Source organism: Williamsia maris (assembly GCF_024171815.1).
Taxonomy (GTDB): domain Bacteria; phylum Actinomycetota; class Actinomycetes; order Mycobacteriales; family Mycobacteriaceae; genus Williamsia_A; species Williamsia_A maris.
This window is the reverse complement of the sequence record NZ_JAMTCJ010000001.1, coordinates 768,437-791,585: the sequence shown is the minus strand read 5'-3', so window position 1 is coordinate 791,585 and position 23,149 is coordinate 768,437. Positions and strand designations below refer to the sequence as shown.

Annotated in this window: 26 protein-coding genes; 13 read left to right on the top strand and 13 right to left on the bottom strand. The window is 68.0% G+C overall.

Going from position 1 to position 23,149, the window contains the following annotated elements; all coding sequences use genetic code 11:
* Window positions 1-73: 73 nt before the first annotated feature.
* Both LX13_RS03715 and LX13_RS03710 read left to right on the top strand, forming a co-directional pair.
* Window positions 74-319 carry a DUF3263 domain-containing protein gene (locus LX13_RS03715; RefSeq protein ID WP_253659936.1) on the top strand — a complete coding sequence of 82 codons (246 nt, stop codon included), beginning with the start codon at window positions 74-76 and terminating at the stop codon, window positions 317-319.
* Window positions 320-447: 128 nt separating this feature from the next.
* On the top strand, window positions 448-909 hold the full coding sequence (locus tag LX13_RS03710; protein WP_253659935.1) for a DoxX family protein: 462 nt from the start codon (window positions 448-450) through the stop codon (window positions 907-909).
* Between the two features lie 10 nt (window positions 910-919).
* Here the strand turns inward: LX13_RS03710 and LX13_RS03705 are convergent, their stop codons facing one another.
* Window positions 920-1,435, bottom strand: a complete 516-nt coding sequence (locus tag LX13_RS03705) for a MarR family winged helix-turn-helix transcriptional regulator (protein ID WP_253659934.1) — start codon at window positions 1,433-1,435, stop codon at window positions 920-922.
* 71 nt (window positions 1,436-1,506) lie between these two features.
* Between LX13_RS03705 and LX13_RS03700 the strand changes: the two genes are divergently transcribed.
* Window positions 1,507-2,400 (top strand): dioxygenase family protein, encoded by an 894-nt coding sequence (locus tag LX13_RS03700; RefSeq protein WP_253659933.1) that lies wholly within the window; start codon window positions 1,507-1,509, stop codon window positions 2,398-2,400.
* Here LX13_RS03700 and LX13_RS03695 read toward each other — a convergent pair.
* Window positions 2,357-2,560, bottom strand: coding sequence for a hypothetical protein (locus tag LX13_RS03695; protein ID WP_253659932.1), 204 nt, complete (start codon window positions 2,558-2,560; stop codon window positions 2,357-2,359). The genes LX13_RS03700 and LX13_RS03695 overlap by 44 nt on opposite strands.
* Before the next feature lie 119 nt (window positions 2,561-2,679).
* Between LX13_RS03695 and LX13_RS03690 the strand changes: the two genes are divergently transcribed.
* A complete protein-coding gene (locus LX13_RS03690) occupies window positions 2,680-3,042 on the top strand; it encodes a TraR/DksA family transcriptional regulator (RefSeq protein ID WP_253659931.1) in 363 nt (120 codons plus the stop codon).
* A 10-nt stretch (window positions 3,043-3,052) separates the two neighbouring features.
* Here the strand turns inward: LX13_RS03690 and LX13_RS03685 are convergent, their stop codons facing one another.
* The gene (locus tag LX13_RS03685; protein ID WP_253659930.1) at window positions 3,053-5,383 is read right to left on the bottom strand and encodes a thiamine pyrophosphate-binding protein; all 2,331 of its coding nucleotides are present in this window, start codon (window positions 5,381-5,383) and stop codon (window positions 3,053-3,055) included.
* Window positions 5,384-5,506: 123 nt separating this feature from the next.
* On the opposite strand from LX13_RS03685, the gene LX13_RS03680 reads away from it, so the two are divergent.
* Both LX13_RS03680 and LX13_RS03675 read left to right on the top strand, forming a co-directional pair.
* Complete coding sequence (locus tag LX13_RS03680) at window positions 5,507-6,028, top strand: Lrp/AsnC family transcriptional regulator (protein ID WP_253659929.1); 522 nt, start codon at window positions 5,507-5,509, stop codon at window positions 6,026-6,028.
* A gap of 177 nt (window positions 6,029-6,205) precedes the next feature.
* The gene (locus tag LX13_RS03675; RefSeq protein WP_253659928.1) at window positions 6,206-7,342 is read left to right on the top strand and encodes an esterase/lipase family protein; all 1,137 of its coding nucleotides are present in this window, start codon (window positions 6,206-6,208) and stop codon (window positions 7,340-7,342) included.
* Window positions 7,343-7,414: 72 nt separating this feature from the next.
* Here the strand turns inward: LX13_RS03675 and LX13_RS03670 are convergent, their stop codons facing one another.
* The 4 genes from LX13_RS03670 to LX13_RS03655 all read right to left on the bottom strand — a co-directional run bounded on the left by LX13_RS03670 (window position 7,415) and on the right by LX13_RS03655 (window position 10,951).
* Entirely contained in the window at window positions 7,415-8,176 is a 762-nt protein-coding gene (locus LX13_RS03670) for a crotonase/enoyl-CoA hydratase family protein (protein ID WP_253659927.1), read from the bottom strand.
* Window positions 8,173-8,838: a 4a-hydroxytetrahydrobiopterin dehydratase gene (locus tag LX13_RS03665; RefSeq protein ID WP_253659926.1), complete on the bottom strand. Its 666-nt coding sequence runs from the start codon at window positions 8,836-8,838 to the stop codon at window positions 8,173-8,175. The genes LX13_RS03670 and LX13_RS03665 overlap by 4 nt, the downstream gene beginning before the upstream one ends.
* Before the next feature lie 30 nt (window positions 8,839-8,868).
* Window positions 8,869-9,669: an SDR family NAD(P)-dependent oxidoreductase gene (locus LX13_RS03660; RefSeq protein WP_253659925.1), complete on the bottom strand. Its 801-nt coding sequence runs from the start codon at window positions 9,667-9,669 to the stop codon at window positions 8,869-8,871.
* A 70-nt stretch (window positions 9,670-9,739) separates the two neighbouring features.
* Complete coding sequence (locus LX13_RS03655) at window positions 9,740-10,951, bottom strand: acyl-CoA dehydrogenase family protein (RefSeq protein ID WP_253659924.1); 1,212 nt, start codon at window positions 10,949-10,951, stop codon at window positions 9,740-9,742.
* 178 nt (window positions 10,952-11,129) lie between these two features.
* Here LX13_RS03655 and LX13_RS03650 point away from each other — a divergent pair, with 178 nt between their 5' ends.
* The 3 genes from LX13_RS03650 (at window position 11,130) to LX13_RS03640 (ending at window position 12,781) form a co-directional block, all read left to right on the top strand.
* Window positions 11,130-11,750, top strand: coding sequence for an NUDIX hydrolase (locus LX13_RS03650; protein ID WP_253659923.1), 621 nt, complete (start codon window positions 11,130-11,132; stop codon window positions 11,748-11,750).
* Window positions 11,751-11,880: 130 nt separating this feature from the next.
* Window positions 11,881-12,429, top strand: a complete 549-nt coding sequence (locus LX13_RS03645; protein ID WP_253659922.1) for a YceI family protein — start codon at window positions 11,881-11,883, stop codon at window positions 12,427-12,429.
* A 160-nt stretch (window positions 12,430-12,589) separates the two neighbouring features.
* Entirely contained in the window at window positions 12,590-12,781 is a 192-nt protein-coding gene (locus LX13_RS03640; RefSeq protein WP_253659921.1) for a hypothetical protein, read from the top strand.
* Between the two features lie 9 nt (window positions 12,782-12,790).
* Here LX13_RS03640 and LX13_RS03635 read toward each other — a convergent pair whose 3' ends face one another.
* A complete protein-coding gene (locus tag LX13_RS03635) occupies window positions 12,791-13,369 on the bottom strand; it encodes a TetR/AcrR family transcriptional regulator (RefSeq protein ID WP_253659920.1) in 579 nt (192 codons plus the stop codon).
* Window positions 13,370-13,509: 140 nt separating this feature from the next.
* Between LX13_RS03635 and LX13_RS03630 the strand changes: the two genes are divergently transcribed.
* Window positions 13,510-15,342, top strand: a complete 1,833-nt coding sequence (locus LX13_RS03630) for an adenylate/guanylate cyclase domain-containing protein (protein WP_253660563.1) — start codon at window positions 13,510-13,512, stop codon at window positions 15,340-15,342.
* A gap of 13 nt (window positions 15,343-15,355) precedes the next feature.
* Here the strand turns inward: LX13_RS03630 and LX13_RS03625 are convergent, their stop codons facing one another.
* On the bottom strand, window positions 15,356-16,669 hold the full coding sequence (locus LX13_RS03625) for a DoxX family protein (protein WP_253660562.1): 1,314 nt from the start codon (window positions 16,667-16,669) through the stop codon (window positions 15,356-15,358).
* Between the two features lie 48 nt (window positions 16,670-16,717).
* Window positions 16,718-17,677 (bottom strand): threo-3-hydroxy-L-aspartate ammonia-lyase, encoded by a 960-nt coding sequence (locus tag LX13_RS03620; protein ID WP_253659919.1) that lies wholly within the window; start codon window positions 17,675-17,677, stop codon window positions 16,718-16,720.
* Between the two features lie 48 nt (window positions 17,678-17,725).
* Between LX13_RS03620 and LX13_RS03615 the strand changes: the two genes are divergently transcribed.
* Window positions 17,726-18,598, top strand: coding sequence for an oxidoreductase (locus LX13_RS03615; RefSeq protein WP_253659918.1), 873 nt, complete (start codon window positions 17,726-17,728; stop codon window positions 18,596-18,598).
* 5 nt (window positions 18,599-18,603) lie between these two features.
* Here the strand turns inward: LX13_RS03615 and LX13_RS03610 are convergent, their stop codons facing one another.
* On the bottom strand, window positions 18,604-19,452 hold the full coding sequence (locus LX13_RS03610) for a LysR family transcriptional regulator (RefSeq protein ID WP_253659917.1): 849 nt from the start codon (window positions 19,450-19,452) through the stop codon (window positions 18,604-18,606).
* Between the two features lie 113 nt (window positions 19,453-19,565).
* Here LX13_RS03610 and LX13_RS03605 point away from each other — a divergent pair, with 113 nt between their 5' ends.
* A complete protein-coding gene (locus tag LX13_RS03605) occupies window positions 19,566-20,567 on the top strand; it encodes a type 2 periplasmic-binding domain-containing protein (RefSeq protein WP_253659916.1) in 1,002 nt (333 codons plus the stop codon).
* Window positions 20,568-20,577: 10 nt separating this feature from the next.
* Here the strand turns inward: LX13_RS03605 and LX13_RS03600 are convergent, their stop codons facing one another.
* Window positions 20,578-21,210: an alpha-ketoglutarate-dependent dioxygenase AlkB gene (locus LX13_RS03600; protein ID WP_253659915.1), complete on the bottom strand. Its 633-nt coding sequence runs from the start codon at window positions 21,208-21,210 to the stop codon at window positions 20,578-20,580.
* Between the two features lie 93 nt (window positions 21,211-21,303).
* Window positions 21,304-22,464 carry a pyridoxal phosphate-dependent aminotransferase gene (locus LX13_RS03595; protein WP_253659914.1) on the bottom strand — a complete coding sequence of 387 codons (1,161 nt, stop codon included), beginning with the start codon at window positions 22,462-22,464 and terminating at the stop codon, window positions 21,304-21,306.
* 71 nt (window positions 22,465-22,535) lie between these two features.
* On the opposite strand from LX13_RS03595, the gene LX13_RS03590 reads away from it, so the two are divergent.
* Window positions 22,536-23,144, top strand: coding sequence for an LppU/SCO3897 family protein (locus LX13_RS03590; RefSeq protein WP_253659913.1), 609 nt, complete (start codon window positions 22,536-22,538; stop codon window positions 23,142-23,144).
* Window positions 23,145-23,149 lie beyond the last annotated feature (5 nt).

The following is a 23,149-nucleotide window of genomic DNA, read 5'->3' as shown; positions in this document are numbered from 1 at the left end:
ACCTGCGAGACATCAGCTGTAGACGCGGATGGCGTGTACTTCTTCCATGAGCCGTGGCAGATCGAGTGCAGTGATGGCGACGTCGGACACGTCCGCCCCGGTGGTGTCCGCAGCAGCGGTGCTCGCGTTCGGTCGGCGATGGTCGGCCTACGGCGGAGGACCCGCCGAGGACATCATGGTCGAGTTCGGATGGACCTCCGACCGGTTCTTCACCGAACTCCTACAGCTTCTCAGCACCCACCCGCCCGGGGATCTGCCCGCCCCCGTGGTCGCGTCGATGATCGAGGTGTGTCGGCGTCGGATCTGGATGGGGCAGTAGCTCAGCCCGCGCATCACTTGCGTCGTGAAGTCATCGACTGTAGGTTTCAGTTCACGCTTGAAGCAATACCCGGCGACTCGTGGCATCGTGCCGCGCCGGCCTCGCGTGTCCTGACGAAAGGCTCCACGATGAACTCCACCCTTCCCCGCGACATCGCCTCCCTGCTCGCACGCGTCGGCCTCGGCGTCGTGTTCCTCGCACACGGTCTGCAGAAGCTGAACGTGTGGGGCTACTCGGGGACGAAGGCCGCCTTCGACGGCATGGGGGCCCCGGTGCCCGGTGTCTCGGCGTTCCTCGCGACCTGGATCGAGATCCTCGGCGGAATCGCCCTCATCGCAGGCGTTCTCACCCCGATCGTGGGGCTCCTCCTGTTCTTGGACATGGTCGGTGCGTACTTCATCGCCCACGCCGGCAACGGCATCTGGGTCGCCGACGGCGGATACGAGTTCGTGCTCGCACTCGGTGCGGGATCGCTGCTGATCGCAGCCGTCGGGGCCGGGAAGTTCAGCGTCGACGGTGTCCTGGGCTCGCGCCTTCCGTGGGTCGCCTCCGACCGCAACGCGGCGACATCGCCTGTGTCGGTGTCCTGACCGCTACGACTCACGCATCGGGGTCGGTGCTCATCGCGGCCCCGATGCGGTGACCGATCTCGCGGAGTTGGCGGATCTGCGCCTGCGTCAGCGAGTCGAAGATGAGCCGGCGGACGATGGCGACGTGTCCGGGCGCGCTGTCGACCAACACCTCCATACCGGTGGCCGTCAACTCGGCGAGGGTGTACCGGCCGTCGGTCGGGTCCGGGCGACGAGTGAGCCACTCGCGCTTCTCCATTCGAGCCGCCACCTGAGACAACCGGGGAAGCTGGCCCTCGGTGAACTCCGCGAGTGTGCTCATGCGCATCGTCCGGTCGGGCGCCTGGGACAACCCGGCCAACACCTGGTACTCGAAGTGCGTCAACCCGGAATCGCGTTGCAGTTGTCGATCGAGCAGCGCGGGGAGTCGGACCATCATCCCGGTGACCGCCATCCACGTCGCCAACTCGTCCTCGTCGAGCCAACGGGTGTCGTCGGCGAGGGGCTCGGAGCGGTCCGAGGAGCGGCTGGGGCGGGAAGCGGCCATGTCGGCAGCCTACGTCAGGGCTACCCGGCACCCGCCGGAATAACTTGCATCGTGAAGTGATTGGAACGACCATGACCACCTCGACCGCGGCCGCCGACGCACTCGTCTCGGCGTCCCACCCGTTCGCCCGGCACCTCGAGCACCACGCGCGTTCACAGGCGCGTTCACCGCGGCGGACGTGGACCACCGACGACGGCGTCCTGCCCGCCCTCTACATCAGCCACGGTGCCCCGCCGACCTTCACCGATGCCGCGTGGATGCGTCAGATGCACGACTGGGCCTCCACGATGCCGACGCCACGGGCCATCCTGATCGTCAGCGCCCACTGGGAGTCCGACAGCATCGGGATCACCAGCACGGTCCCCACCGAATTGGTCTACGACTTCGGCGGTTTCGATCCCATGTACTACCGGATGCGCTACGACACACCGGATTCCGGACCGCTGGCGCAGTTGGTGCTCGACGCGCTGCCCGACACCGTGCACGTCCACGAGCACCGCGACCGCGGTCTCGACCACGGCGCCTGGCTGCCACTGAAGGTCATGTACCCCGACGCCGACATCCCCGTGCTGCAACTCAGCCTGCCGACGTCGGACCCGACGCGACTGCTGGCGCTGGGCGCCCGTCTGCGTGGGCTGCGCGAGCAGGGCGTGCTGGTGATGGGGTCCGGCTTCATGACCCACGGGCTGCCGTACATCGATTGGCGGCGTCCCGACGTCGTCCCGGCATGGTCATCGGATTTCGACACCTGGGCCGCCGATGCACTCGACCGCGGCGACGTCGACGAACTCGCCCGGTTCTCCACCCGAGCCCCGGGACTGCGCTTCGCCCATCCCACCGTCGAACACTTCACACCGCTGTTCGTCACGCTCGGAGCGGCCACCGACCCGACCACGCCGGTCACCACGGCGATCGACGGGTTCATCTTCGGCGGGTTGTCGAAGAGGTCGTTCCACGTCGCCTGATCTCGCCGGTGTGCTCGCTGATCTCCTCGGAGTGGTGGGACTCGTCGAGCATCCGTTGATCGGCGATCCGGATGGACCGCGCGACCACCACGGCGACGACGCAGGCTGCGACGCACCAGACGGCGATCACGACGGCGCAGATCACGATGATGGTGTGCATGGGCCTCGCTGTCCTGGACGTTCGTTCGGTACACCCACATGATGCCGTCGAATCTTGAGAAAACCTCAAGAGCCCGCTGGGCATGACCTGTGACCAGCATGTTTGCGTAGCATCGTCGGATGGACCGCGACCGGGCACGTGCCGCCCTCGCCGACGAACGCGCGGAGACGCAGGCGCTGCTGACCACGATGACGGCCCGTCTGAGCAGCGTTGTCGATGCCGGCGCCGACGCCAGTTCGGACGACGAACACGACCCGGAAGGCTCCACCCTGGCCTTCGAGCGCGGACAGTTGGTCGCTCAGATCGAGCGGTCGAGGGTCCGGATCGCCGAGGTCGACGCCGCCCTGCTACGCGTCGACGCGCAGACCTACGGGCGGTGCGAGAACTGCGGTGGCGACATCGCCGAGGCGCGTCTCGAAGCACTGCCCGCGGCCCGCCTCTGTATCTCGTGCGCGTCCAAGCGGTCGAACCGACGCTGGTGACCCCTCGGCGTCAGCTGGTCAGGTCGAGCGCGGAACGGACGATGGAATCGGTGTCGATCCCGTGCAGCCGGTACACGTCGGGCAGGGCGCCGACCTGTCCGAAGGTGCTGACGCCCAGGGCCGCGGTGTGCACCCGGTTGATCGTCGAGAGGAACGTCAACGTGTGTGGGTGACCGTCGAGGACGGTGACCATCGGGGCAGCCCGGTGGGCCGGGAAGACCTGGTCGAGGATCCACGACTCGGCGTCACCGTGACCGCTGCGCGCCTGCAGCGCCTCGAACAGCAGCCCCGCGCTGGTGACGCAGACGACCTCGGCGGCGATGTCGAGATCGGTGAGCCGGTCAGCAGCCTCGAGCGCCTCGGTGACCATCGCACCCATCGCGACGATCGTGACGTCGGGTTCGGCGCACGATCGCAGGGTGTACGCACCCGCGACCACCTGACGGCGACGGCGTTCACGCGCGGCGGGATCGGTGGGCACGTCGGCAAGCGACTGCTGCACCGGGCGCGTCGACAGTCGCAGATAGGCCGAGCGGCCGTCGGGCCGCCCGAGGCGGGCCATCGACGCCAGCAGCGTCCACTCCACCTCGACGGCGAAAGCGGGCTCGTAGCTGGTGCATCCGGGCTGCTCGAGCCCGATCGACGGGGTCTTGATCGACTGGTGTGCACCGCCCTCGGCGGCCAGGGTGACGCCGGCGGGGGTGCCGACGAGGATCGACTGTCCGCCCGCGTAGATGCCGTAGGACCACGGCTCCAAGGCCCGCTCGACGAACGGGTCGTAGAGGACGCCGATCGGGAACAGGGGCTGACCCCATCGACTCCAGGTGGCGCCGAGCTCACCGATCAACCCGACCAGGTTGGTCTCGGCGATGCCGAGTTCCATGTGCTGTCCCGACGGCCGCTCCCGCCAGTGCATGATCGTCTCGCCGTCGTCGTCGAACCAGTTGCGACGCTCGCCGGTGGACCACACCCCGACCTTGTTGAGCCATCCGGCGAGGTTGGTCGTCGAACTGACGTCCGGGCTGCAGGTGACGACGCGCGCGGCGACCTCCGGTGCGTCGCGGGTGAGGTCGAGCAGGGTTCGTCCGAGGGCCGCCTGCGTCGTCGAGGTCGCAGGCGGTTTGCGGCCGATGTCGGTGGGAACGGTCGGTGGGGCGACGTGATCGATCGGCTCGCGGTGCAGTCGCCGGGCCGTCGCCGCACACAGCTGTCCCGACGGTGTCTCGTCGTCGAACCGGTGCCAGGGCGACGTCGCGTCCATGCCGAGGTCGGTGGCCAGCTGGTCGAACTGCTCGACGGTCAGCAGCGACGAGTGGTTCTGCGGATGTCCCTGGGTCGGCAGTCCCCGGCCCTTGATCGTGTAGGCGATGATCACCGTCGGGCGGGTGTCGTCGATCTGCGCGTAGGCGGCCCGGAGGGCGTCGAGGTCGTGGCCGCCGAGGTTGGAGATGGCGCGGACGAGTTCGGCGTCGTCCAGGTCGGCGATCACACGCGCCACGTCGGACGCCCCGGGACCGTCGCCGGGCAGACGCAGTCGGATCTCGTCGGGCGAACAGCGCAGCAGCCGTTGATATTCGGCGTTCGGCATGTCGAGGATTCGCGTCCGCAGCGCCGGTCCGCCGGGACGTTCGAACAGCGCCTCGAGGTGCTTGCCGAAAGTGACGGTGATGACCTGCCAACCGGCGGCGGAGAACATCGCCGACAGACGTCCGGGTGCGATGTTCGGCACGACCCGGTCGAGCGACTGTCGGTTGAGATCGACGATCCAGACGATCTCGCCGAGTTCGGACACCGACGTGTCCAGAATGGCCTCCCACACCGCGCCCTCGTCCAACTCGGCGTCGCCGACCAGCGAGTACTGCCGGCCGCGTCCGGTGGTGCCCAGGGCGGTGTCGACGTAGCGGCGGGCGAAGGCACCCCAGATCGGTGCGGTGGCACCGATGCCCACCGACCCCGTCGAGTAGTCGACCGGATCGGGGTCCTTGGCGCGGCTGGGATAGCTCTGCAGACCTCCGAACTCGCGCAGGGTGGTCAGGTGCTTCTCGTCGAGACTGCCGAGCAGGTAGTTGATGGCGTGCAGCACCGGCGACGCGTGCGGCTTCACCGACACCCGGTCACCGTTCGTCAGCTGCTCGAACCACAGCGAGGTCATGATCGTGACCATCGACGCGCAGGACGCCTGGTGACCGCCCACCTTCAGACCGGTCGGATTCGGCCGGATCACGTTCGCGTGGTGGATGATCGCGGTCGAGAGCCACAGCACGTGCCGGGCGATCTCGTCGAGCGGGTCGCCGTCGTCGCCGAGGGGGGCGGCCACGGATTCGGACGCGGTGGTGCTCATGTCACGACTCCTGCCTGCGGCCCGGACATGTCGCGCTGTCGGCCGATTCGTTGGGCACACTGTCCCATCGAGTGCAGCACGCTCGACAAGTGTGCGCAATCAACCGACGTAGAGTTGCGCAGTATGACAACTTCTGGCCCGGATGATGCAGCAGAAGTGCGCACTGTGCCCGTCGGATCGTCCGTCGACGGGGTCGACGTGCGGCTGCTGCTCGCGTTGTCCGAGGACCCGCGGGGCACGACCATCGCCCTCGCCGAGAAGGTCGGGGTCTCGCGCAACACCGCCCAGGCGCACCTCAACAAGCTGGACCGCTCGGGTGCGGTGCTGCCCTTCGAGCGACGGATCGACCCGGGGGCGTTGGGTTATCCGCTGCGGGCGTTCGTCATGACCAACGTCAAGCAGCGTCGTCTGGGTGCCGTGGCCGCGGCGCTCGCCGACATCGACGAGGTCACCGAGGTCGTCGGGCTCAGCGGCGGCGCGGATCTGTTGATCCAGGTGGTCGCCCGGGACGGCGACGACCTGTATCGGATCGCCGGCCGGATCCTCGACATCAAAGGGGTCAAGCGCACCAGCACCTCGTTGGTCATGCGAGAACTGCTCGATTATCGGGTGAACCAGTTGCTCCGCGTTGACAACAGGCGTTGAGGATTTCCGCCGGAACGACTGTGCTGCGCGACAAGTTTGCCGGTTTTTGTGGGTGAGATCACACGAATGTGGCCGAAGGTCTACCGGTCATGAGCGAGGCGAAGTTAGTTTGCGGGCAGCGGACCGCGGAATGGCTGCGTGACGCCGTTGAACACATGACCTGTGAAAGGCATACCCATGAAGTCGTCTTCGCTTCGCCGCGCGTCGGTGAGTTGCGCGTCGGTCCTGGCCGCGGCCGGGCTGGCACTCGCTCTCGCCGGACCCGCCACCGCTGCGCCGTCGGTTGATCAGCTCACCGCCAACATCAAGGCCGGTGTCAAGGCGCCCGCCGCCGGCGCGACCGCGAACCAGCGTTCGGTCACGCCCAACGCGGCCGCCGCATCCGGCCCGGTCTCGCTGCCCGCTGGAACCAACAGCACGTCGAGGGAGACCTCCGGAGTCGGACCGGCGCAGACCCGGTTCATCCCGGCGTTCGCGTACTCGGCCACGCATCCCGACGTCGCCCCTCCCGGCGCCAACAACTACAACTGCAAGGTGCGTCAGGGCGATCGCCCCATCGTGATGGTCCACGGCACCTGGGAGAGTGCCTACGACAACTTCGCGATGATCTCGCCCGAGCTGACCAACGCCGGATACTGCACGTACACGTTCAACTACGGCATCACCAACATCCAGAGCGGTGGCGGCATCATCTCGCTGATCCCCGGCGCCAACGGCACCGGTGACATCCCCCGCTCGGGTGGCCAGCTGCAGGCCTTCATCGACAGCGTCCTGTCGAAGACCGGGGCCTCGAAGGTCGACATCGTCGGACACTCGCAGGGCGGCCTGTTGGCCCGGCAGTACATGAAGTTCAACGGTGGGGCCACCAAGGTCCAGAAGCTGATCACGCTCGGCGCCACGCACCACGGCACCACCCTTGACGGCATCGGCAACCTGGGGCGTGCGATCAACAACCTGGGGATCGACGTCCTCAGCCTCGCGCAGCTGCCCGTCGGTGTGTCCGGCATCCAGCAGGTCGTCGGATCCGACGTCATCAACGCGGTCAACGCCGGTGGCGACACGGTGCCCGGGGTCGACTACACGGTCATCCGCACCCTGCGTGACGAGGTGACCACCCCGTCCCAGTCGACCTTCCTGACGGCCGGCCCGGGCGCGACGGTCAAGAACATCACGCTGCAGGACCTGTGCCCGCTCGACCAGTCCGATCACGTGTCGATGTCCTACTCACCGCGTGCGGTGTCGCTGATCAAGCGCGCCCTCGACGGTGGCAAGACGCCGCTGGTCTGCCGACCCAACGGGTTCATCATCGGCTGATCCGCCCCGCAGTATGACACGGACGCCGGGAGTGCTTGCCGCACTCCCGGCGTTCGTCGTTGCGCTTCTCGATCAGGCGAACCGACCGTGCCGCCCGGCACCGTCGGCGAAACGCGTTGCCCCTTCGATGGTCTCGTGGGTCAGCGATGTCGCGCCGTGGCGAAGCTCGTTGAGCATGGCCTGCTCCTCGGTGAGACCGTGCTGCTCGAGCATCGACATGCGGTCACCGCGCATGCACAGCTGCGGGAACGCGGTGAGCTCCCTCGCGAGTTGCTGCGCAGCCGAGATCGCTTCTCCCGCAGGGGCGAGACGGTTGACCAGTCCGATGTCGAAGGCCTCCTGCGCCTGCACCGGGCGGCCCGTGAGGATCAGGTCCATGGCGCGGCTCTCGCCGATCAACCGCGGCAGGCGGACGGTCCCGCCGTCGATCAGGGGGACGCCCCAGCGTCGGCAGAACACGCCGAGCACCGCGCCCTCCTCGGCCACGCGGAGGTCGGCCCACAGCGCCAGTTCGAGACCGCCGGCCACGGCGTGGCCGGTGATCGCGGCGATGACCGGCTTCGACTGCCGCAACCGCGAGATCCCCATCGGACCGTCACCGTCGACGGCCACCCGGTTACCGTCCCCGGCGCCGACCGCCTTGAGATCTGCTCCGGCACAAAAAGTCCCACCCTCACCGTGCAGGACGGCGACGTCGGCACCGGGGTCGGCGTCGAAGGCTCGGAACGCCTCGGCGAGCGCCTGCGCGGTCGACCGGTCGACGGCGTTGCGCACCTCCGGACGGTCGATGCTGATCGTGGTCACGCGGTCGGCGGTGGTGCTGTGCACGGTCATTCGTCGCGCCCTTCCGATGTGCAGACGCAGGCCTTGTTGCCGTGGCGGTCGGCCAGGACCCAGAACGCGGGGGCGTACTGGTCGGTGACCAGGGTGCCGCCCGCGGCCAGAGCCGCACCGATCCGGTCGGCAGCAGACTCGGGCGGCACGATGACGTCGTAGTGGAAACGCTGCTGCACGTCGCCGGACGCGGCCGGCGAGTCCTGGAACCACAGCGCCGTGCGTCGACCCTCCGGATCGTCGATCTGGTCATCGTCGTCTGGTGCCGGGTAATCGAGGAGCGCCGCCCAGAAGTCGCGGACGTCGGCGGCTTTCGGTACGTCGAGCGCCATCTCGAGCACGACGATCTCCGACGGTGCCGCAGCGATCCCGAGTCGGGAGGCGATCGCGCTGATCTCGCGGGCGAGGTCGACGTCACGGCTGGTGACCCCGCCGACGTCGTGGCTGACCAACCGCACCTGCACCGTCGGGTAGGACAGGTCGAGATCGGGATGGTGATCGGCCTTCTCGGCGGCCTCGCCGATCAGGCTCGCGAACTCGAGCCCGGTCGCAAGATCGCCGGTACGGAACCGGGCGTGGAGGACACCGACCAGCCAGCGCCAGTCGTCGAGGTCGGAGTCGCGGACCTCGGGGTAGGACAGTACGAGGTGGGGGTCGGTCATGGGGACCAACCTATCGCCGCACCGTCTTTCCTACTGCGGCTCCATCAACGCCATGATGTGCCCGTGGAGGTCTGGGTAGCGCATCAGATGCGCTCCGCCATTGAGGTCGATGACCTCGCCGGTCATCCACGACGCGTTCGCCGAGCAGAGGAAGACCACCGCGTTCGCCACGTCCTCGGGTGTGCCGACGCGTCCCAGTGGCGTGTTCGCCAGGTAGTCGTCGACGACCCCGGGGACCGCGGTGGCCGGGTCGGTCAGCGGGGTCGGTACGAAACCGGGGGACACCGCGTTGACCCGGATACCGCGGGCGCCCAGTTCCATCGCCCCGACCTGCGTCAGCATCACCAACCCGGCCTTGGCCGAGCAGTACGCGCTCATCCCGACGGCGGGTTGGCGTGCGTTGAGCGACGTGATCGACACCAGCGCGCCGCCGTCGGCGAGTCGTCGACCCGCGTGTTTCACCACCAGGAACCCGCCGGTCAGGTTGACGTCGACCACGGATCGGAACTGCTCCGCGTCGAGCTCGGTGATGAGTCCGAAGGTGCTGATGCCTGCGCTGTTGACGACGACGTCGGGTGCCTCGTGATCGTCGAACAGTGCCGCCACCGACGCCTCGTCGGTCACGTCCACCGGCTGCGCATCGTGCCCGTCGTCGCCGAGGGCATCGGCAACTGCTGTCGCGGCCTCGAGATCCCGGTCGGCCACCGTGATCCGACATCCGTCGGCCGCGAGGGCGATCGCGATGGCCCGTCCCAGACCCGACGCCCCACCGATCACCACCGCTCGTCGGGTGGGCGTGTGTGTGTCTGTCGTGCTGTGCGCGGCGGTCATCCGGCCATCGTGCACCGGCCTCGTCTCCGGTCGCAGGGATGTCGGCGAACTGCGACGGGCCACAACTCGGCTACGACAGGCGCACACCCGAGATCGACCGCGCGATGACGAGCTGCTGGATCTGCTCGGTGCCCTCGAAGATGTCGAAGATCTTCGCGTCGCGGTGCATCCGCTCGACCGGGTACTCACGGGTGTAGCCCACGCCGCCGAGGATCTGGATCGCACGCTCGGTGGACCAGACCGCGACCCGACCCGCCTTCAACTTGCTCATCGACCCCTCGGCCGCGGCGAAGGGCTGGCCCGAGGCGCCCATCCACGCCGCGCGTCGCACCAACAGGCGCGCGGCGTCGATCTCCGTGGCGATGTCGGCCAGCATGAAGGAGATGGCCTGGTTCTCGATGATCGGCTTGCCGAACACGACCCGGTCCTTGGCGTAGTCCAACGCGAACTCGTATGCGGCCCGCGCGATACCGACGGCCATCGCGCCCACGGTGGGCCGGGTGCGCTCGAAGGTCGCCATGGCGGCCTGGCCGCCGGTCTTCTTGCCCTCCTTGGCGCGCGCGATCTTCTCGTCCAGCTTCTCCTTGCCGCCCAGCAGCGCGCTGCCGGGGACGCGGACGTCGTCGAAGAAGATGTCGGCGGTGTTCGACGCGCGCAGCCCGTGCTTGCGCAGCTTGGACGGTGCCGCGATGCCGGCGGTGTCGGAGGTGAGGACGAAGGCCGCCTGTCCGCGTGAGCCCAGCCCGGGCTCGACGACGGCCTGCACGACGAGGACCTCGGCGATGCCGCCGTTGGTGACCCAGGCCTTCTGGCCGGAGATGACCCACTCGTCGGCGGCCTCGTCGTACTTGGCGGTGGTGCGCATGTTCGCGACGTCGGAGCCGGCCTCGGGCTCCGACGAGCAGAACCCGGCCACCTTCACCTCGGACTCGGTGCCGTAGCAGCGCGGGACCCACTCGATGACCTGCTCGAGGGTTCCCGCGGCGGCGATGCCGGCCGCGGCGAGGCCGGTGCCCATGATCGACAGCCCGATGCCGCCGTCACCCCAGAACAGCTCCTCGACCAGGATCGGGAAGCTCTGTCCGGTCTCGTCCTCACGCAGCGACGCCATGATCTCGTAGCTGTACAGGCCAGCCTTCGCGGCCTCCTGCAGCACCGGCCACGGCGTCGACTCGCTCTCGTCGTACTCCGGGGCGGCCGGTCGGATGACCTTCTCGGCGAACTCGTGTGCCCAGTCTCGCAACTGGATCTGATCGTCGGTGAGGGCAAGGGAGAACGTCATCGGACCTCTTTCACGCGGGCGGGATCCGCGCGGCACGCGGTCATCCGACAATAACGTGTTCCAGATCGCTCGGGAACGTCTCGCCCGATGGTGGGACGATTTCCCGACCGGGCCGTCGACCGTTGTGGCGACGCACCCTGCCGAGCGCGACCACCGACCTGCGTTGCACAGTGGAGCGATGATCGATCTGACCGCCGACGACGCCGGCATCCGCGCACAGATCACCGCACGACTCGACGCGTTCACGCCCACCGACGCCGCTCTGGGCGACTCCCGGCGGGCAGCGGTCGCGGTCGCGGTGACGTCGGTCGAGGGGACCCACGGCATCTGGCTCACCAAGCGCCCGTCGAAGATGCGCGAGCACCCCGGCCAGTTCGCGCTGCCCGGTGGACGGCTCGACCCGGGCGAGGACGTCCAGACCGCCGCCCTGCGCGAACTGCACGAGGAGATCGGGGTCGCGGTCGACCGCTCGGAGGTTCTCGGCCGCCTCGACGACTACCCGACCCGATCGGGGTACGTGATCACCCCGATCGTCTGCTGGGCCGGCGCCGATCGTGAGACCACACCCAGTCGCGACGAGGTCGAGCACCTGTTCTTCGTCCCGATGCAGGAGGTCGCGGTCACGCCGCGGTTCATCTCCATCCCCGAGTCCCCGCGTCCGGTGATTCAGCTCCCGATCGTCGATTCCCTCGTGCACGCACCGACCGCGGCGGTCATCTACCAGTTCGCCGAGGTGGTTCTCCGGGACCGGCACACGCGGGTCGACGAGCTCGAGCAGCCCGTCTTCGCGTGGCGTTGACCTGCGTCGTAAAAAATTCTCGAAGAATTTCCCGGGGCCCGGAATACAATCGGACCGCGGTCCGGTTAGATGTGGGTGGAAGCACCACGAACCGTCCCGGTTCGCCCGCCAAACCCGTAGGAGAACCCCCATGGCCGACACCATCACCACCACCGAACTGTCCGCAGGCACCTGGACCATCGATCCGGTGCACTCCGCGATCTCGTTCTCGGTCCGCCACCTCATGGTGAGCAAGGTCCGCGGCACCTTCGACACCTTCTCCGGCGCGATCACCATCGCCGAGGACGGCACCCCCTCGGTGACCGCCGAGATCGACGTCACGTCGATCAACACCAACAACGAGCAGCGTGACGGCCACATCAAGTCGGGCGACTTCTTCGACGCCGAGAAGCACCCCACCGCCACCTTCACCTCGAAGTCGGTCGCGAAGAAGGGCGGCGACTACATCCTCACCGGTGACTTCACCCTCAAGGGCGTCACCAAGACCGTTGATCTGGACCTCGAGTTCAACGGCGTCAACCCGGGCATGGGCCAGGGCGAGGTCGCCGGCTTCGAGGCCTCGATCGAGCTGAACCGCAAGGACTTCGGCATCGACATCGACATGCCGCTGGAGACCGGCGGAACCGTCGTCGGCGACAAGATCAAGATCGTCCTCGAGATCGAGGCGAACAAGGCCTGATCCGCACCCGCAGGCGCACTCTGGCGCGGCCATCCTCGCACTCGCGAGGGTGGCCGCGCCAATTGTTTTCCAGGGCAATAAATCAGGCGACAGGGCAGGGGTAGGTTCTCTACCTTCATCGGTGAAAGCAGTTCGCACACTCACTGATTGGAGGAAAGCCATGACCACCTCGACCATCGCCTGGACCCTGGGTGCGGGAGCCTCGCTGACGCGGTTGCGACGGAGGCGCGACACTCCGGTCGAGTCGCAGGCGGCCCGGCGAGAGCAGGTACGGCTCCGTCGCGAGAACCGCCGATGCGTGCAGGAAGAGGCGTATCGCCTTGCGCTCGCGCAGTTCTGGGCGCGACGCTGATCTGATGGGTCAGTGCGCGCGTACACCGTCGAGCAACAGGTCGACGAGGCCACCGATATAGGCCTCGTCGACCTGATCGCGCGTCAACAGCACGCGCGTGTAGATCGGCGCGTGCAGGAATTCCAGGGCCAGACGTCGGTCGACCGCGGCGTCTATCTCGCCACGCTCCACGGCCCGGTCGAGAACGACGCCCATCGCGTCCATGCGGGCGTCGAGAACCCGTCTGCGGGCCTCCTCGAGGCGGTCGATCTCCAGCGGCATGCTCGCCAGCCGCAGCATCGCCTTGCTCTGCGGAGACGACAGCGACTCGTGCAGGTTGCTCGTCAGCTCGACGAGGTCGCGTCGCAGGTCTCCGGTGTCCGGGATCTCGATCGCGGGGTCGATGTGGTTCAGCAGGGCGTCGGTGATGAGCTGTTCCTTGGTCCGCCACCGTCGGTAGACGGATGTCACATGCACTCCGGCGGCCTCGGCCACCGAGGCGATCGTCACACCGTCGAAACCAGTGTTGAGCAGCTCATTCACCGCTGCGGCGAGAACCCCGTCACGAACTGCCTTCCCGCGTTTGTGGGATGCGGAGGGGGTGGACACGCGGCTGAGCCTAACGCAAGTGGTGTTGCGTTATGTAGGATTTGCGCAACAGGTATTGCGTTAGCAGCCCACGGGGTGTCATCGAAAGCGCCATCAGGGCGAACGCGACGCCGTCGAGCAGGGGATTGTGGGTGACCGAGATGAATCGACGGGCAACCGCAAACGTGCGGAAGTTCGGGGGCCGGACCCCGCGTGAGCGCCTGCTCCGCCCCTCCCGCCTGCCCGGCTTCGACCTTCTCCAGTCGGTCGCGGGTGACTATCAGTACGCCGGCCGTGACTGGTCGACCATCGACGTGACCGAGCGTCGATCCGCCGCGCGACGTCTGATCACGGTGGCCACCGTCGGCATCATCGTGACCAACGTGATCGTCGGCATCGAGACCGTCTTCCTCGTCGCGCTGGTGACCACCGGTGGCGACCTCACCGCCCAGCCCGGCACCGGCGGCCAGAACATCGCGGCGATCATCGCCGCGCTGCTCGTCGGGGTGGTCGTCGATCTGATCGCCGGCCTCTTCCTCCTCATGCCGCAGATCCGCTGGTTCGTCAGCGGGAAGCCCGCCGACGCCGACCGCCGACGATCCGTGCAGAAGCTGCCGATGCTCGGTGTCCTCGCCACCGCCTTCGGCTGGGCCGCGGGCGTTCTCGTCTACATCGCGATCGGTTACGACGTCGGCCTGATCAAGCTGATCGTCGTCGCCAGCGCCTTCACCCTTGCGGGTGCCTCGTCGGGCTGCGTCACCTACATGGTCCTCGAGCGGGCCGGGCGCCCCGTGGTCGCCGCCGCGATGCGCGACGCCCCGCCGCGACGGCCGATGCTCGGTGTCCGCGAGCGGATGATCGTCCTCTGGATCGTCTGCAGCGGCGTGCCCCTGATCGGCATGCTGATGATGAACATCGGCCGCGCCGTCGGCTGGCTGCCCACCAGCAGCACCGCCCTGGACGTCCCGACGGTCGTGCTCGCATCGGTCTGCCTGCTCAGCGGCGCCCGCGCCATTGCGCTGATCTCCAAGTCCATCACCGACCCGCTGCGCGGGATGCGTCGCGCGGTCGAGAAGCTCAGTGTCGGTGAGTACGGCGCCAAGGTCGACGTCTACGACTCCTCGGAGCTCGGCATCCTGCAACACGGCTTCAACGAGATGGTCGACGGTCTCGGCGAGCGTGAGCGGATGCGGGACCTCTTCGCCCGGCACGTCGGCAGCGAGGTCGCCGATCAGGCGATGCGTCGCGAGTCCGGGATGCACGGCGTGAACACCGACGTCGGTGTCCTCTTCGTCGACATCGAGGGCTCCACCCGGTTCGCCGAGTCGACCGATCCCGAGACCGTCGCGAAGATGCTCAACCGCTTCTTCACGATCGTCGCCGAGGTCGTGGCGCGCCACGGCGGCTTCATCAACAAGTTCGAGGGCGACGCCGCGCTGGCCGTGTTCGGCGCCCCCACCCCGCTCGCCGACCCCGCGGGCGCGGCACTGCGGGCCGCCCGCGAACTGGGGCCCGAGCTCGAGGCGCTGCACCCGCTGCGCTGCGGCATCGGCACCTCGGCCGGACCGGTCTTCGCGGGCAACATCGGTGCCGAGACCCGATACGAGTACACGGTCATCGGCGACCCGGTGAACGAGTGCGCACGCCTGGCCGAGATCGCCAAGACCGCACGTTCGAACGTCCTCGCCAGCGGAGCCGCCATCGCGGCCAGCACGACGGGCGACGACGAATCCGACAGCTACGAGCAGTCGGCGTGGGGCCACGACACCGACCTCGACGGCGACGACACCGACCTCGAGGGCCTGCCCGACGACACCGCCGAGGTGTGGAACTGGGTGTCGCTGGGCACCGTCGCCCTGCGGGGCCGCGCGGCACAGACCGAGCTGTTCGCACCGGTCGAGGACGACGAGAAGGTCGACGCGTCGAGTCTGTCCGACATCGTCGACGGGTTGATCCGCCTACCGCTGGCCATGCTCAAGGGCCGTCGGAGCTGATCGCGTCGGCGCGTCAACCGAAGTTGGGGGACTCCTGTACCCAGTGGAACCCGGTGCTGCGTAACGGGAGAGCGTCGAGATCCTGACGGCGCAGCGTCATGGTGATGCGTCGTCCGTTCGACGTCCCGTCCAGTCGGATGGCGTCGGGCCCCTGCGGCTCGACGGTGAAGTTCGTCGTCGGTTGCTCGAGCACAACGTGATCGGGTTGCACGTCGGCCGGTGCGCCCACCAGCGAGCCGTCCATCCGTTGGATGGTCACGACACCAGGATGATCGACGATGAGCCGTTGCCAGCGGACGGGATCGGTGGTCAGGGGCGGACGCGCCGTGCCGTCGATCGAGAACTCCGCCACGTTCCAGATCCCGTAGTGCGGTGGCTTCTCCCGGCCGTCGCCGTAGGTGTTCCACGTGTCCAGACCGATCACGACACAGCCGATGACGACCCAGACGCCCAGTGCGAGCTGCAGCCCGTGCGCGATGCGTTCGGCGCGACGTGAGGCGAACAGGCCGGGCCGGGACTCCCGGGCGCTTGCCCGTCCCAGCAGGAGGACACCGACGAGTCGACGAGCCTGCGGTGCGAGCAGAAATGCACTGATCATCAGCAGGTGTGCCGAGAGAATCTTCACCGGCACGTCGAACGTCATGTTGAGCAGGAAGACCTGCGTCATGCTGAACAGACTGAGCAGTGCGCCGGCGGTGGCGGTCCTCGGAATGAAGAGAAGAACGCCGGCAAGGACTTCCACGGAGCCCAGGATCATCTCGTAGGGATGCGAGGATCCCGTCTGCAGCCAGAGCACAGCCATGGGGGTGAGGGTGCCGAAGGGGCTCACCAGGGAGTCCAGCGACGGCGACGGCATCTGCGTCGGAATGAGTTTGGCGAAGCCGTAGGTGAGCATCTGCCCGCCCAGGCAGAGTCGAAGGAACAGTGAGAACCACACCGCCACGCGAGGGTATGCCGGTCGTCGGCGATCCAGGACCGACCACACGACGGTCCCCACCACGGCAGCGATCAGCAGGAAGCCGATCAGCACCCAGAACGCCGCCTGGTCGCCGCTGCCGGACATCGCGTTGAAGCGGGCGTCGACGTCGAACACGGTGCGGCCGAACCATCGGGTCAGCGGTTGGATCGCCATCAGTTGCCACTGCAGCCAGTTCGCCGGTATCACCTGCGCGAGAACGCCGGTGTAGGCGAGCAGGATCTGCGATATGACGAGGCAGAAGGCGCCAAGGTACAGCACGCAGAACCGGAACGCGATGCGCACGGGCAAGGGCCACCGCGCGGGGACCTGCTGTTCGTCACTCGACACCGACGAGTGATCGCTGTTCATCACGGCCTTTGTCTAGCGAGCCTCTATTTCGTTTGTCAAGCGAATTATCTACGGCGTCGGAGAGACGAACCGCGTGAGGTCGACGTTGCCGCCCGAGATGAGCAGCCCGACCCGCTGACCGGCGAAGCGATCCCGGTTCGCCAGCACCGCGGCGAGCCCGAGGGCCGCCGTCGGTTCGATCAAGAGCTTCATGCGCGTGGCCACCAGGTGCATCGCCGCGATCAGCTGCTCGTCGGTGGCGGTGAGGATGTCGGCGACGTGCTCGGCGATGATCGGGAACGTGTGCCGTCCCAGATGAGTGGTCTGGGCGCCGTCGGCAATGGTCCGTGGCGGATCGATGTGGATGATCTGGCCCGCCCGCAGCGACTGCGCCCCGTCGTCGCCGGTGGCGGGTTCCACACCGAAGACCTGGGTGTCGGGGGAGAGTCCGACGCCGGCGAGCAGTGAACCGCTGAGCAGCCCGCCACCGCCGAGCGGGACCAGCAGTGCGTCGAGACCGGCCACGTCGGTGAACAACTCGGCCGCCGCGGTGCCCTGCCCGGCCAGCACGTGGGGATGGTCGTAGGGCGGGATCACCGAACGGCCCTGCGAGGTCGCGATGTCGGTGGCGATGGCCTCGCGGTCCTCGGTGTAGCGGTCGTAGCGGACCACCGTCGCGCCGTATCCCAGGGTTGCCTCGACCTTGGGAACCGGAGCGTCGTGCGGCATGACGATGGTCGCCGTGGTGTCGTGCAGGCGAGCCGCCAACGACAGTGCCTGTGCGTGGTTGCCGGACGAGAAGGTCACCACGCCGGCCCGGCGTTGCTCCGCGGTCAGCCTGCTCACCGCGTTGTACGCGCCGCGAAACTTGAACGCGCCCACGCGTTGGAAGTTCTCGCACTTGAAGAACAGCGACATGCCGGCCTGCTCGTCGACGATCCGCGAGGTGTGGATCGGGGTGCGGTGGGCGACACCGTCGAGGGTGTCGGCGGCCGCGGCGACATCGTCGAACGTCGGGCTGGCGGGCATGGGCAAACGGTACCTGGGCCTTCACGTGCCCCGCGTAGCATCGTTGCGGTGACGAATTGGTCGAGTAAAGACATCCCGGATCAGCAGGGCCGCACGGTGGTCATCACCGGCGCCAACAGCGGTCTCGGTGAGCAGGCGGCGAAGGCCCTCGGGGCCGCGGGCGCGACGGTGATCCTCGCGTGCCGCACCGTCGACAAGGCGAAGCCGGTGGCCTCCGCGATTGGCCCCAACGCCTCGGTCGCCGAACTGGACCTGGCCGACCTCGCGTCGGTGCGCCGGTTCGCCGACGGCATCGACACCGTCGACGTCCTCATCAACAACGCGGGCGTGATGGCGGTGCCGAAGAAGCGGACCGCCGACGGTTTCGAGATGCAGTTCGGGACGAATCACCTGGGACACTTCGCGCTCACGGGTCTGCTGCTGCCGAAGATCACCGACCGGGTGGTCACCGTGTCGTCGTTCGCCCACATCCTGGGCAAAATCGATCTCGACGACCTCAACTACGACCACCGTCGATACGAACGCTGGTCGGCCTACGGTCAGTCCAAGCTCGCGAACCTGCTGTTCGGGTTCGAGCTGGCCCGCAAGCTGGGGCGGTCCGGCTCGGCTGTCTCGTCCATGGTCGCCCACCCCGGATACGCGACCACCGGGCTGCAGTCCCACACCCAGTCGATCTACGACCGGATCATGAAGGTCACCAACCTCGTCGGGCAGTCGGCGGCCGACGGCGCGCTGCCGGAGCTGTACGCGGCCGCCTCGCCGGACGCGGCGTCGGGTGCGTTCTACGGTCCGAGCGGATTCGGCGGCATGCGCGGAGCCCCCACTCTCACCAAGGCGATGCCGAAGGCCCGCGACGAGGGGGTCGCGCAGGCGCTCTGGATCGCCTCGGAGAAACTCACCGGCGTCACCTACGGCATCTAGGGTCGTCATCGGTCGCTGTCGGCGGCGACCCGGACGAACGCTCGCACCAGCGGGTTCGGATCTGTCGCACGCCACGCCACGACGAGATGGCTGGGTTCGCGGTCGGTGAGCGGTACCACCCGTAAGCCGGGCGGTAATCGCTGTCGGATCGGGGCGAGCGCCGACGTCGCGTTCCACAGAACCGACTGGACGCACTCGGAGATCGTCCGCAGCTCGGGTCCGTCGGGGGTGTCGATGCCCGACCAATACGCGCTCCAGAGTGGGTCCGTCCCATCGGGTAGGCGGACCCACCGTCGGTCGGCGAGCTCGGGCAGCGATACGGAGTCCCGACGTGCCAGGTGGTCGTCGGTCCGCATGACGACCCCGATGGGATCGCTCCGCAGGACGTGTACCCGGATCCCTGATCGATCGAAGGGGGTCCGGGTCAAGGCGACATCGACCGATCCGGTGCGTAGTCCCGCCGTCGGATCGGACAGGTCGGTCTCGTGGACGACGACGTCGACGTGCGGTTGTCGGTCGCGAAACGTGCCCACCAGCCGGTTCCCGATCTGGTCGGCGGTGTCGGCCAACGTGCCGACGGTGATCACCGCGGCCCCGCCGGCGGCCGCCACCCGGACGCGGAGTCGCTCCGACTGCTCCAGCAGCGCTCGGGCCTCGTCCCGCAGGGCCACGCCGGCCGCGGTGAGCGAGACACCGATGCTGGTGCGCTCGAGCAGAACGACACCGAGTTCGGTCTCCAACGCACGGATCGCCCGGCTCAGTGGTGGCTGCGTCATGTTCAGTCGCGCTGCGGCCCGTCCGACGTTCCCCTCGTCGGCGACCGCGACGAAGTAGCTCAGCAGTCGCAGCTCCATGCAGCGACGATACCGATCCGGTATCGCGAGTGCCGATCAGGTCGTGGACCCAAGGTGTGGATGACGGAACCATCGGTGGGTGAAAGGTCCACCGCAGCAACGAAGGAGACATGATGACCGAACCCGCGATCGACATCGCCGGCTACCGCTACGACACCACCCGCGCCCTGTTCGACGGATCCGTCGCAGTCGACGGCGTGGATGCGACGATGCACACCGGCGCGACTCTTCCCGAGATCTTCGAGCGGATGATGCGCCGCCGCGAGTTCACCGTCGCCGAGCTCGGACTGACGTTCTACCTGCGCATGCTCGACACCGGTGACTGCCCGTTCATCGCACTGCCCGTCTTCCCGAACCGCGTCTTCCGGCACTCATGCGTGTTCGTCAACGTGCACAGCGGCATCGAGCGACCGGAGGATCTCGTCGGCAGGCGAATCGGCGAATTCGGAACCTACGGACAGGATTCCGGGGTGTGGGCCAAGGGCATCCTGTCCGACGACCACGGGTTCGCGCCGGAGCGCAACGAATGGGTCATCGGCGGTCTCGACCATCCGATGGCACCGTTCGACTTCATCCCACACCCGCATCCGTCCGGCGTCCGCGTGACGCCGGCGCCGGACGGCACCACGTTGAACCAGATGATCGAGTCCGGAGAGATCGATGCACTGTTCACCGCCAACGTCCCGAGGTGTGTTCTCGACGGATCGCCGAACGTCCGGCGGCTGTTCGTCGACCACGAGACCGCCGAGCGCGACTACCACCGACGCACCGGGATCTTCCCGATCATGCACGCGGTGGTGGTGGAGCGGGATTTTCTCGACGCCCACCCCGAAGCTGTGCGCTCTGTCTACCGTGCGTTCGTCGAGGCCAAAGACGCTCGGATGCAACAGTATCGGCACGATCGACTGCTGTATGAGGTCACGACCATGGTCCCGTGGATGAACGCCCTCATCGAGCGCAACCTGTCCTGCTTCGACGACGACTGGTGGCCGTACGGCATCGCCGACAACCGGCACGCCATCGACACCTACCTGAGGTACCACCACGAACAGGGGCTCTCGTCGCGCCGGTGGACGATCGAGGAGATCTTCGCGCCCGCGTTCTCGGGCACCTGAGCAGGTGTCGTCACCAGACCCCGTGGGGTCGGAACTGCACGCTCATCCGCGGTCCGACGCCGGCGGCTTTCGGCACCGCGTGTTCCCACGTGCGCTGGCAACTCCCGCCCATGACGAGCAGGTCGCCCTGCGCGAGCACGAACTTGAGTGATGCTCCGCCGCCACGTGGACGCAGCATCAACGCACGTGGCGCGCCGAGCGAGATTATGGCCACCATGGTGTCCTCGGTGCTGCCACGGCCGATGTTGTCGCCGTGCCACGCGACGCTGTCGGAACCGTCCCGGTAGAAGCACAGGCCTGCCGTGGCGAAACCCTCCGGCAGCTCGGGGCGATAGTGGTCGCTGAGAGCGTCGCGGGCCTCGGTCAGGATCGGGTGGGGGAACGCCGCGTCGGCTTGATAGTTGCGGACCAGGCGGGGGACGTCGACCACGCGGTCGTACATCTGTCGGCGTTCCGAGCGCCAGGGCACCTCGTCGCGCAGGTGGGAGAACAGTGGGTCGGTGCCGGCGATCCAGCCGGGCCGGACGTCGACCCAGGCGCCCATGGTCAGGACGCGGCGCCGGACCCGTGGACCCAGCTCGCCGAGGTCGGGTGCCTCGACACCCTCGTCGAACAGAGATCCCTGCAGGCCGACCGCGTTCATCACTTCACTGTAGCGGCGATCGAACACCTGTGCGAGCAGTTGTGCGTCACCCGCAGTTGCGCCGTCGTGTCTCCCGGTTGGGCCGTCGTCGGGTCAGGCCTGCAGGCGTCGCAGTCGTTCGGCCCCCTCGAGCAGGACCTCGTCGCGCTTGGCGAAGGCGAACCGGACGAGATGTGCCCACGGCTCGGGGTGATCGACGAAGGCGCTGACCGGGACCGCGGCCACACCGACCCGCGCGGGCAGGTCGCGGCAGAACTCCTCGCCGTCGGTGTACCCGAGCGGCCGCGGGTCAGCGCAGACGAAGAACGTGCCCTCGGTGCGGTGTACCCCGAAGCCCACGTCGCGCAGGGCCCCGGAGATCAGGTCTCGCTTGGCCGACAGCGCGGCGCAGGAGTCGCGCACCCAGTCCATCTCGGTGTTCAGGGCAACGGCGATGGCAGGCTGGAACGGCCCACTGCCGACGTAGGACATGAACTGTTTGGCGGTGCGGGCGGCCGCGACGAGGTCGGCGGGCCCGCTGACCCACCCGACCTTCCAGCCGGTCACGTTGAACGTCTTTGCTGCACTGGAGATCCGCAGGGTGCGCTCACGCATCCCTGGGAGTGCGGCGATCGTGGTGTGGGTGCGACCGTCGAAGACGAGGTGCTCATAGACCTCGTCGCTGATCACGATGACGTCGTGCTCGATGCAGGTCTGGGCGATGGCACGCAGGTCCTCGTCGCCGAGCACCGTGCCGGTCGGGTTGTGTGGGCTGTTGACGATGAGGACGCGCGTGGCGTCGGTGATCGTGCTCGCCAGCGCGTCACGGTCGAGGGAGAACCCGTCGCCGTCGGCGACGAGCGGGACGGTGCGTCGGACACCGCCGGCCATCGCGGTCGCGGCGGCGTAGGCGTCGTAGTACGGCTCGATCATCACCACCTCGTCGCCGGTCTCGACGAGTCCCACGAGTGACCCGGCGATCGCCTCGGTCGCGCCGACGGTGATGAGGATCTCGGAGGCGGGATCGTATTCGATTCCATAGCAACGGAGTTGGTGATCGGCGACGGCCTGCCGTAGCGCGGGGATGCCGGGTCCGGGTGGGTACTGGTTGTTGCCCTCGGCGATGGCGGCACGTGCCGCGTCGAGCATCGCCTGCGGCCCGTCGGTGTCGGGGAACCCCTGACCGAGGTTGATGGCGTCGTGCGTGGCGGCCAGCTGGGACATCTCGGCGAAGATCGTGGTGGCGAACGGAGCCAGTCGCGTGACGGTGCGCATGGGTTCCAGGCTGTCACACCGGCGGGACCACCCGGGGCGTCACCTCGGCTCTTTCGATACTGTCGAAACCGATGACCTATCCGCCGAATCCGTACCCGCCCGGACCGCCGCCGGGCGGTTCTCTGCCCGCACGGCGGAGCCACCCGTTCCGCGCTCCGCTCGTCGCGCTGGCCGTCATCGTTGCGCTGGCCGTGGCCATCGCCGTCGTCTTCGCGTTCACCGCACGCACCATCGTGACCGACGCGACCGACGTCTCGGCCGGTGACTGCGTTCGCGTCACCACGACAGGCGAGGCGACCGTGAAGGCGAGGACGGCCGACTGCGACTCCGACGAGTTCACGTTCTACGTCGCGTCGAGGTCGTCTCAGTCCGGAGTCCGCTGCGCGACCAACGACTACTCGCGCATCTCGTTCGAGGGCGGCGGCGTCCTCTGCCTCGCTCCGAATTGGCGTGCGGGCCACTGTTACGAGGTGCCACGGGCGTCGGACCCGGACGCCACCTACCGTGAACGAGGCTGTGCCACGCCGTCTTCGGACAGCGACCACCCGATCCTGGAGATCACCAAACGGCTCGACGGCACCGCGGATCCGGAGTGCGCCGCGTCCGAGGCCTCGGTGTCGTTCGCGCTACCCCGGCCCGTCGGCTACTGCTACGCACCCGCCTCCGACATCCCCGCCTGAGAAAC

Coding starts and splice junctions, on each gene's coding strand:
- LX13_RS03605 (WP_253659916.1), top strand. CDS start 19,566: ATGACCGAACCCGCGATCGACATCGCCGGCTACCGCTACGACACCACC.
- LX13_RS03700 (WP_253659933.1), top strand. CDS start 1,507: ATGACCACCTCGACCGCGGCCGCCGACGCACTCGTCTCGGCGTCCCAC.
- LX13_RS03595 (WP_253659914.1), bottom strand. CDS start 22,464: ATGCGCACCGTCACGCGACTGGCTCCGTTCGCCACCACGATCTTCGCC.
- LX13_RS03630 (WP_253660563.1), top strand. CDS start 13,510: ATGAATCGACGGGCAACCGCAAACGTGCGGAAGTTCGGGGGCCGGACC.
- LX13_RS03705 (WP_253659934.1), bottom strand. CDS start 1,435: ATGGCCGCTTCCCGCCCCAGCCGCTCCTCGGACCGCTCCGAGCCCCTC.
- LX13_RS03695 (WP_253659932.1), bottom strand. CDS start 2,560: ATGCACACCATCATCGTGATCTGCGCCGTCGTGATCGCCGTCTGGTGC.
- LX13_RS03710 (WP_253659935.1), top strand. CDS start 448: ATGAACTCCACCCTTCCCCGCGACATCGCCTCCCTGCTCGCACGCGTC.
- LX13_RS03675 (WP_253659928.1), top strand. CDS start 6,206: ATGAAGTCGTCTTCGCTTCGCCGCGCGTCGGTGAGTTGCGCGTCGGTC.
- LX13_RS03655 (WP_253659924.1), bottom strand. CDS start 10,951: ATGACGTTCTCCCTTGCCCTCACCGACGATCAGATCCAGTTGCGAGAC.
- LX13_RS03620 (WP_253659919.1), bottom strand. CDS start 17,677: ATGCCCGCCAGCCCGACGTTCGACGATGTCGCCGCGGCCGCCGACACC.
- LX13_RS03670 (WP_253659927.1), bottom strand. CDS start 8,176: ATGACCGTGCACAGCACCACCGCCGACCGCGTGACCACGATCAGCATC.
- LX13_RS03600 (WP_253659915.1), bottom strand. CDS start 21,210: ATGAACGCGGTCGGCCTGCAGGGATCTCTGTTCGACGAGGGTGTCGAG.
- LX13_RS03660 (WP_253659925.1), bottom strand. CDS start 9,669: ATGACCGCCGCGCACAGCACGACAGACACACACACGCCCACCCGACGA.
- LX13_RS03610 (WP_253659917.1), bottom strand. CDS start 19,452: ATGGAGCTGCGACTGCTGAGCTACTTCGTCGCGGTCGCCGACGAGGGG.
- LX13_RS03590 (WP_253659913.1), top strand. CDS start 22,536: ATGACCTATCCGCCGAATCCGTACCCGCCCGGACCGCCGCCGGGCGGT.
- LX13_RS03650 (WP_253659923.1), top strand. CDS start 11,130: ATGATCGATCTGACCGCCGACGACGCCGGCATCCGCGCACAGATCACC.
- LX13_RS03625 (WP_253660562.1), bottom strand. CDS start 16,669: ATGAACAGCGATCACTCGTCGGTGTCGAGTGACGAACAGCAGGTCCCC.
- LX13_RS03665 (WP_253659926.1), bottom strand. CDS start 8,838: ATGACCGACCCCCACCTCGTACTGTCCTACCCCGAGGTCCGCGACTCC.
- LX13_RS03680 (WP_253659929.1), top strand. CDS start 5,507: ATGACAACTTCTGGCCCGGATGATGCAGCAGAAGTGCGCACTGTGCCC.
- LX13_RS03715 (WP_253659936.1), top strand. CDS start 74: ATGGCGACGTCGGACACGTCCGCCCCGGTGGTGTCCGCAGCAGCGGTG.
- LX13_RS03645 (WP_253659922.1), top strand. CDS start 11,881: ATGGCCGACACCATCACCACCACCGAACTGTCCGCAGGCACCTGGACC.
- LX13_RS03690 (WP_253659931.1), top strand. CDS start 2,680: ATGGACCGCGACCGGGCACGTGCCGCCCTCGCCGACGAACGCGCGGAG.
- LX13_RS03685 (WP_253659930.1), bottom strand. CDS start 5,383: ATGAGCACCACCGCGTCCGAATCCGTGGCCGCCCCCCTCGGCGACGAC.
- LX13_RS03640 (WP_253659921.1), top strand. CDS start 12,590: ATGACCACCTCGACCATCGCCTGGACCCTGGGTGCGGGAGCCTCGCTG.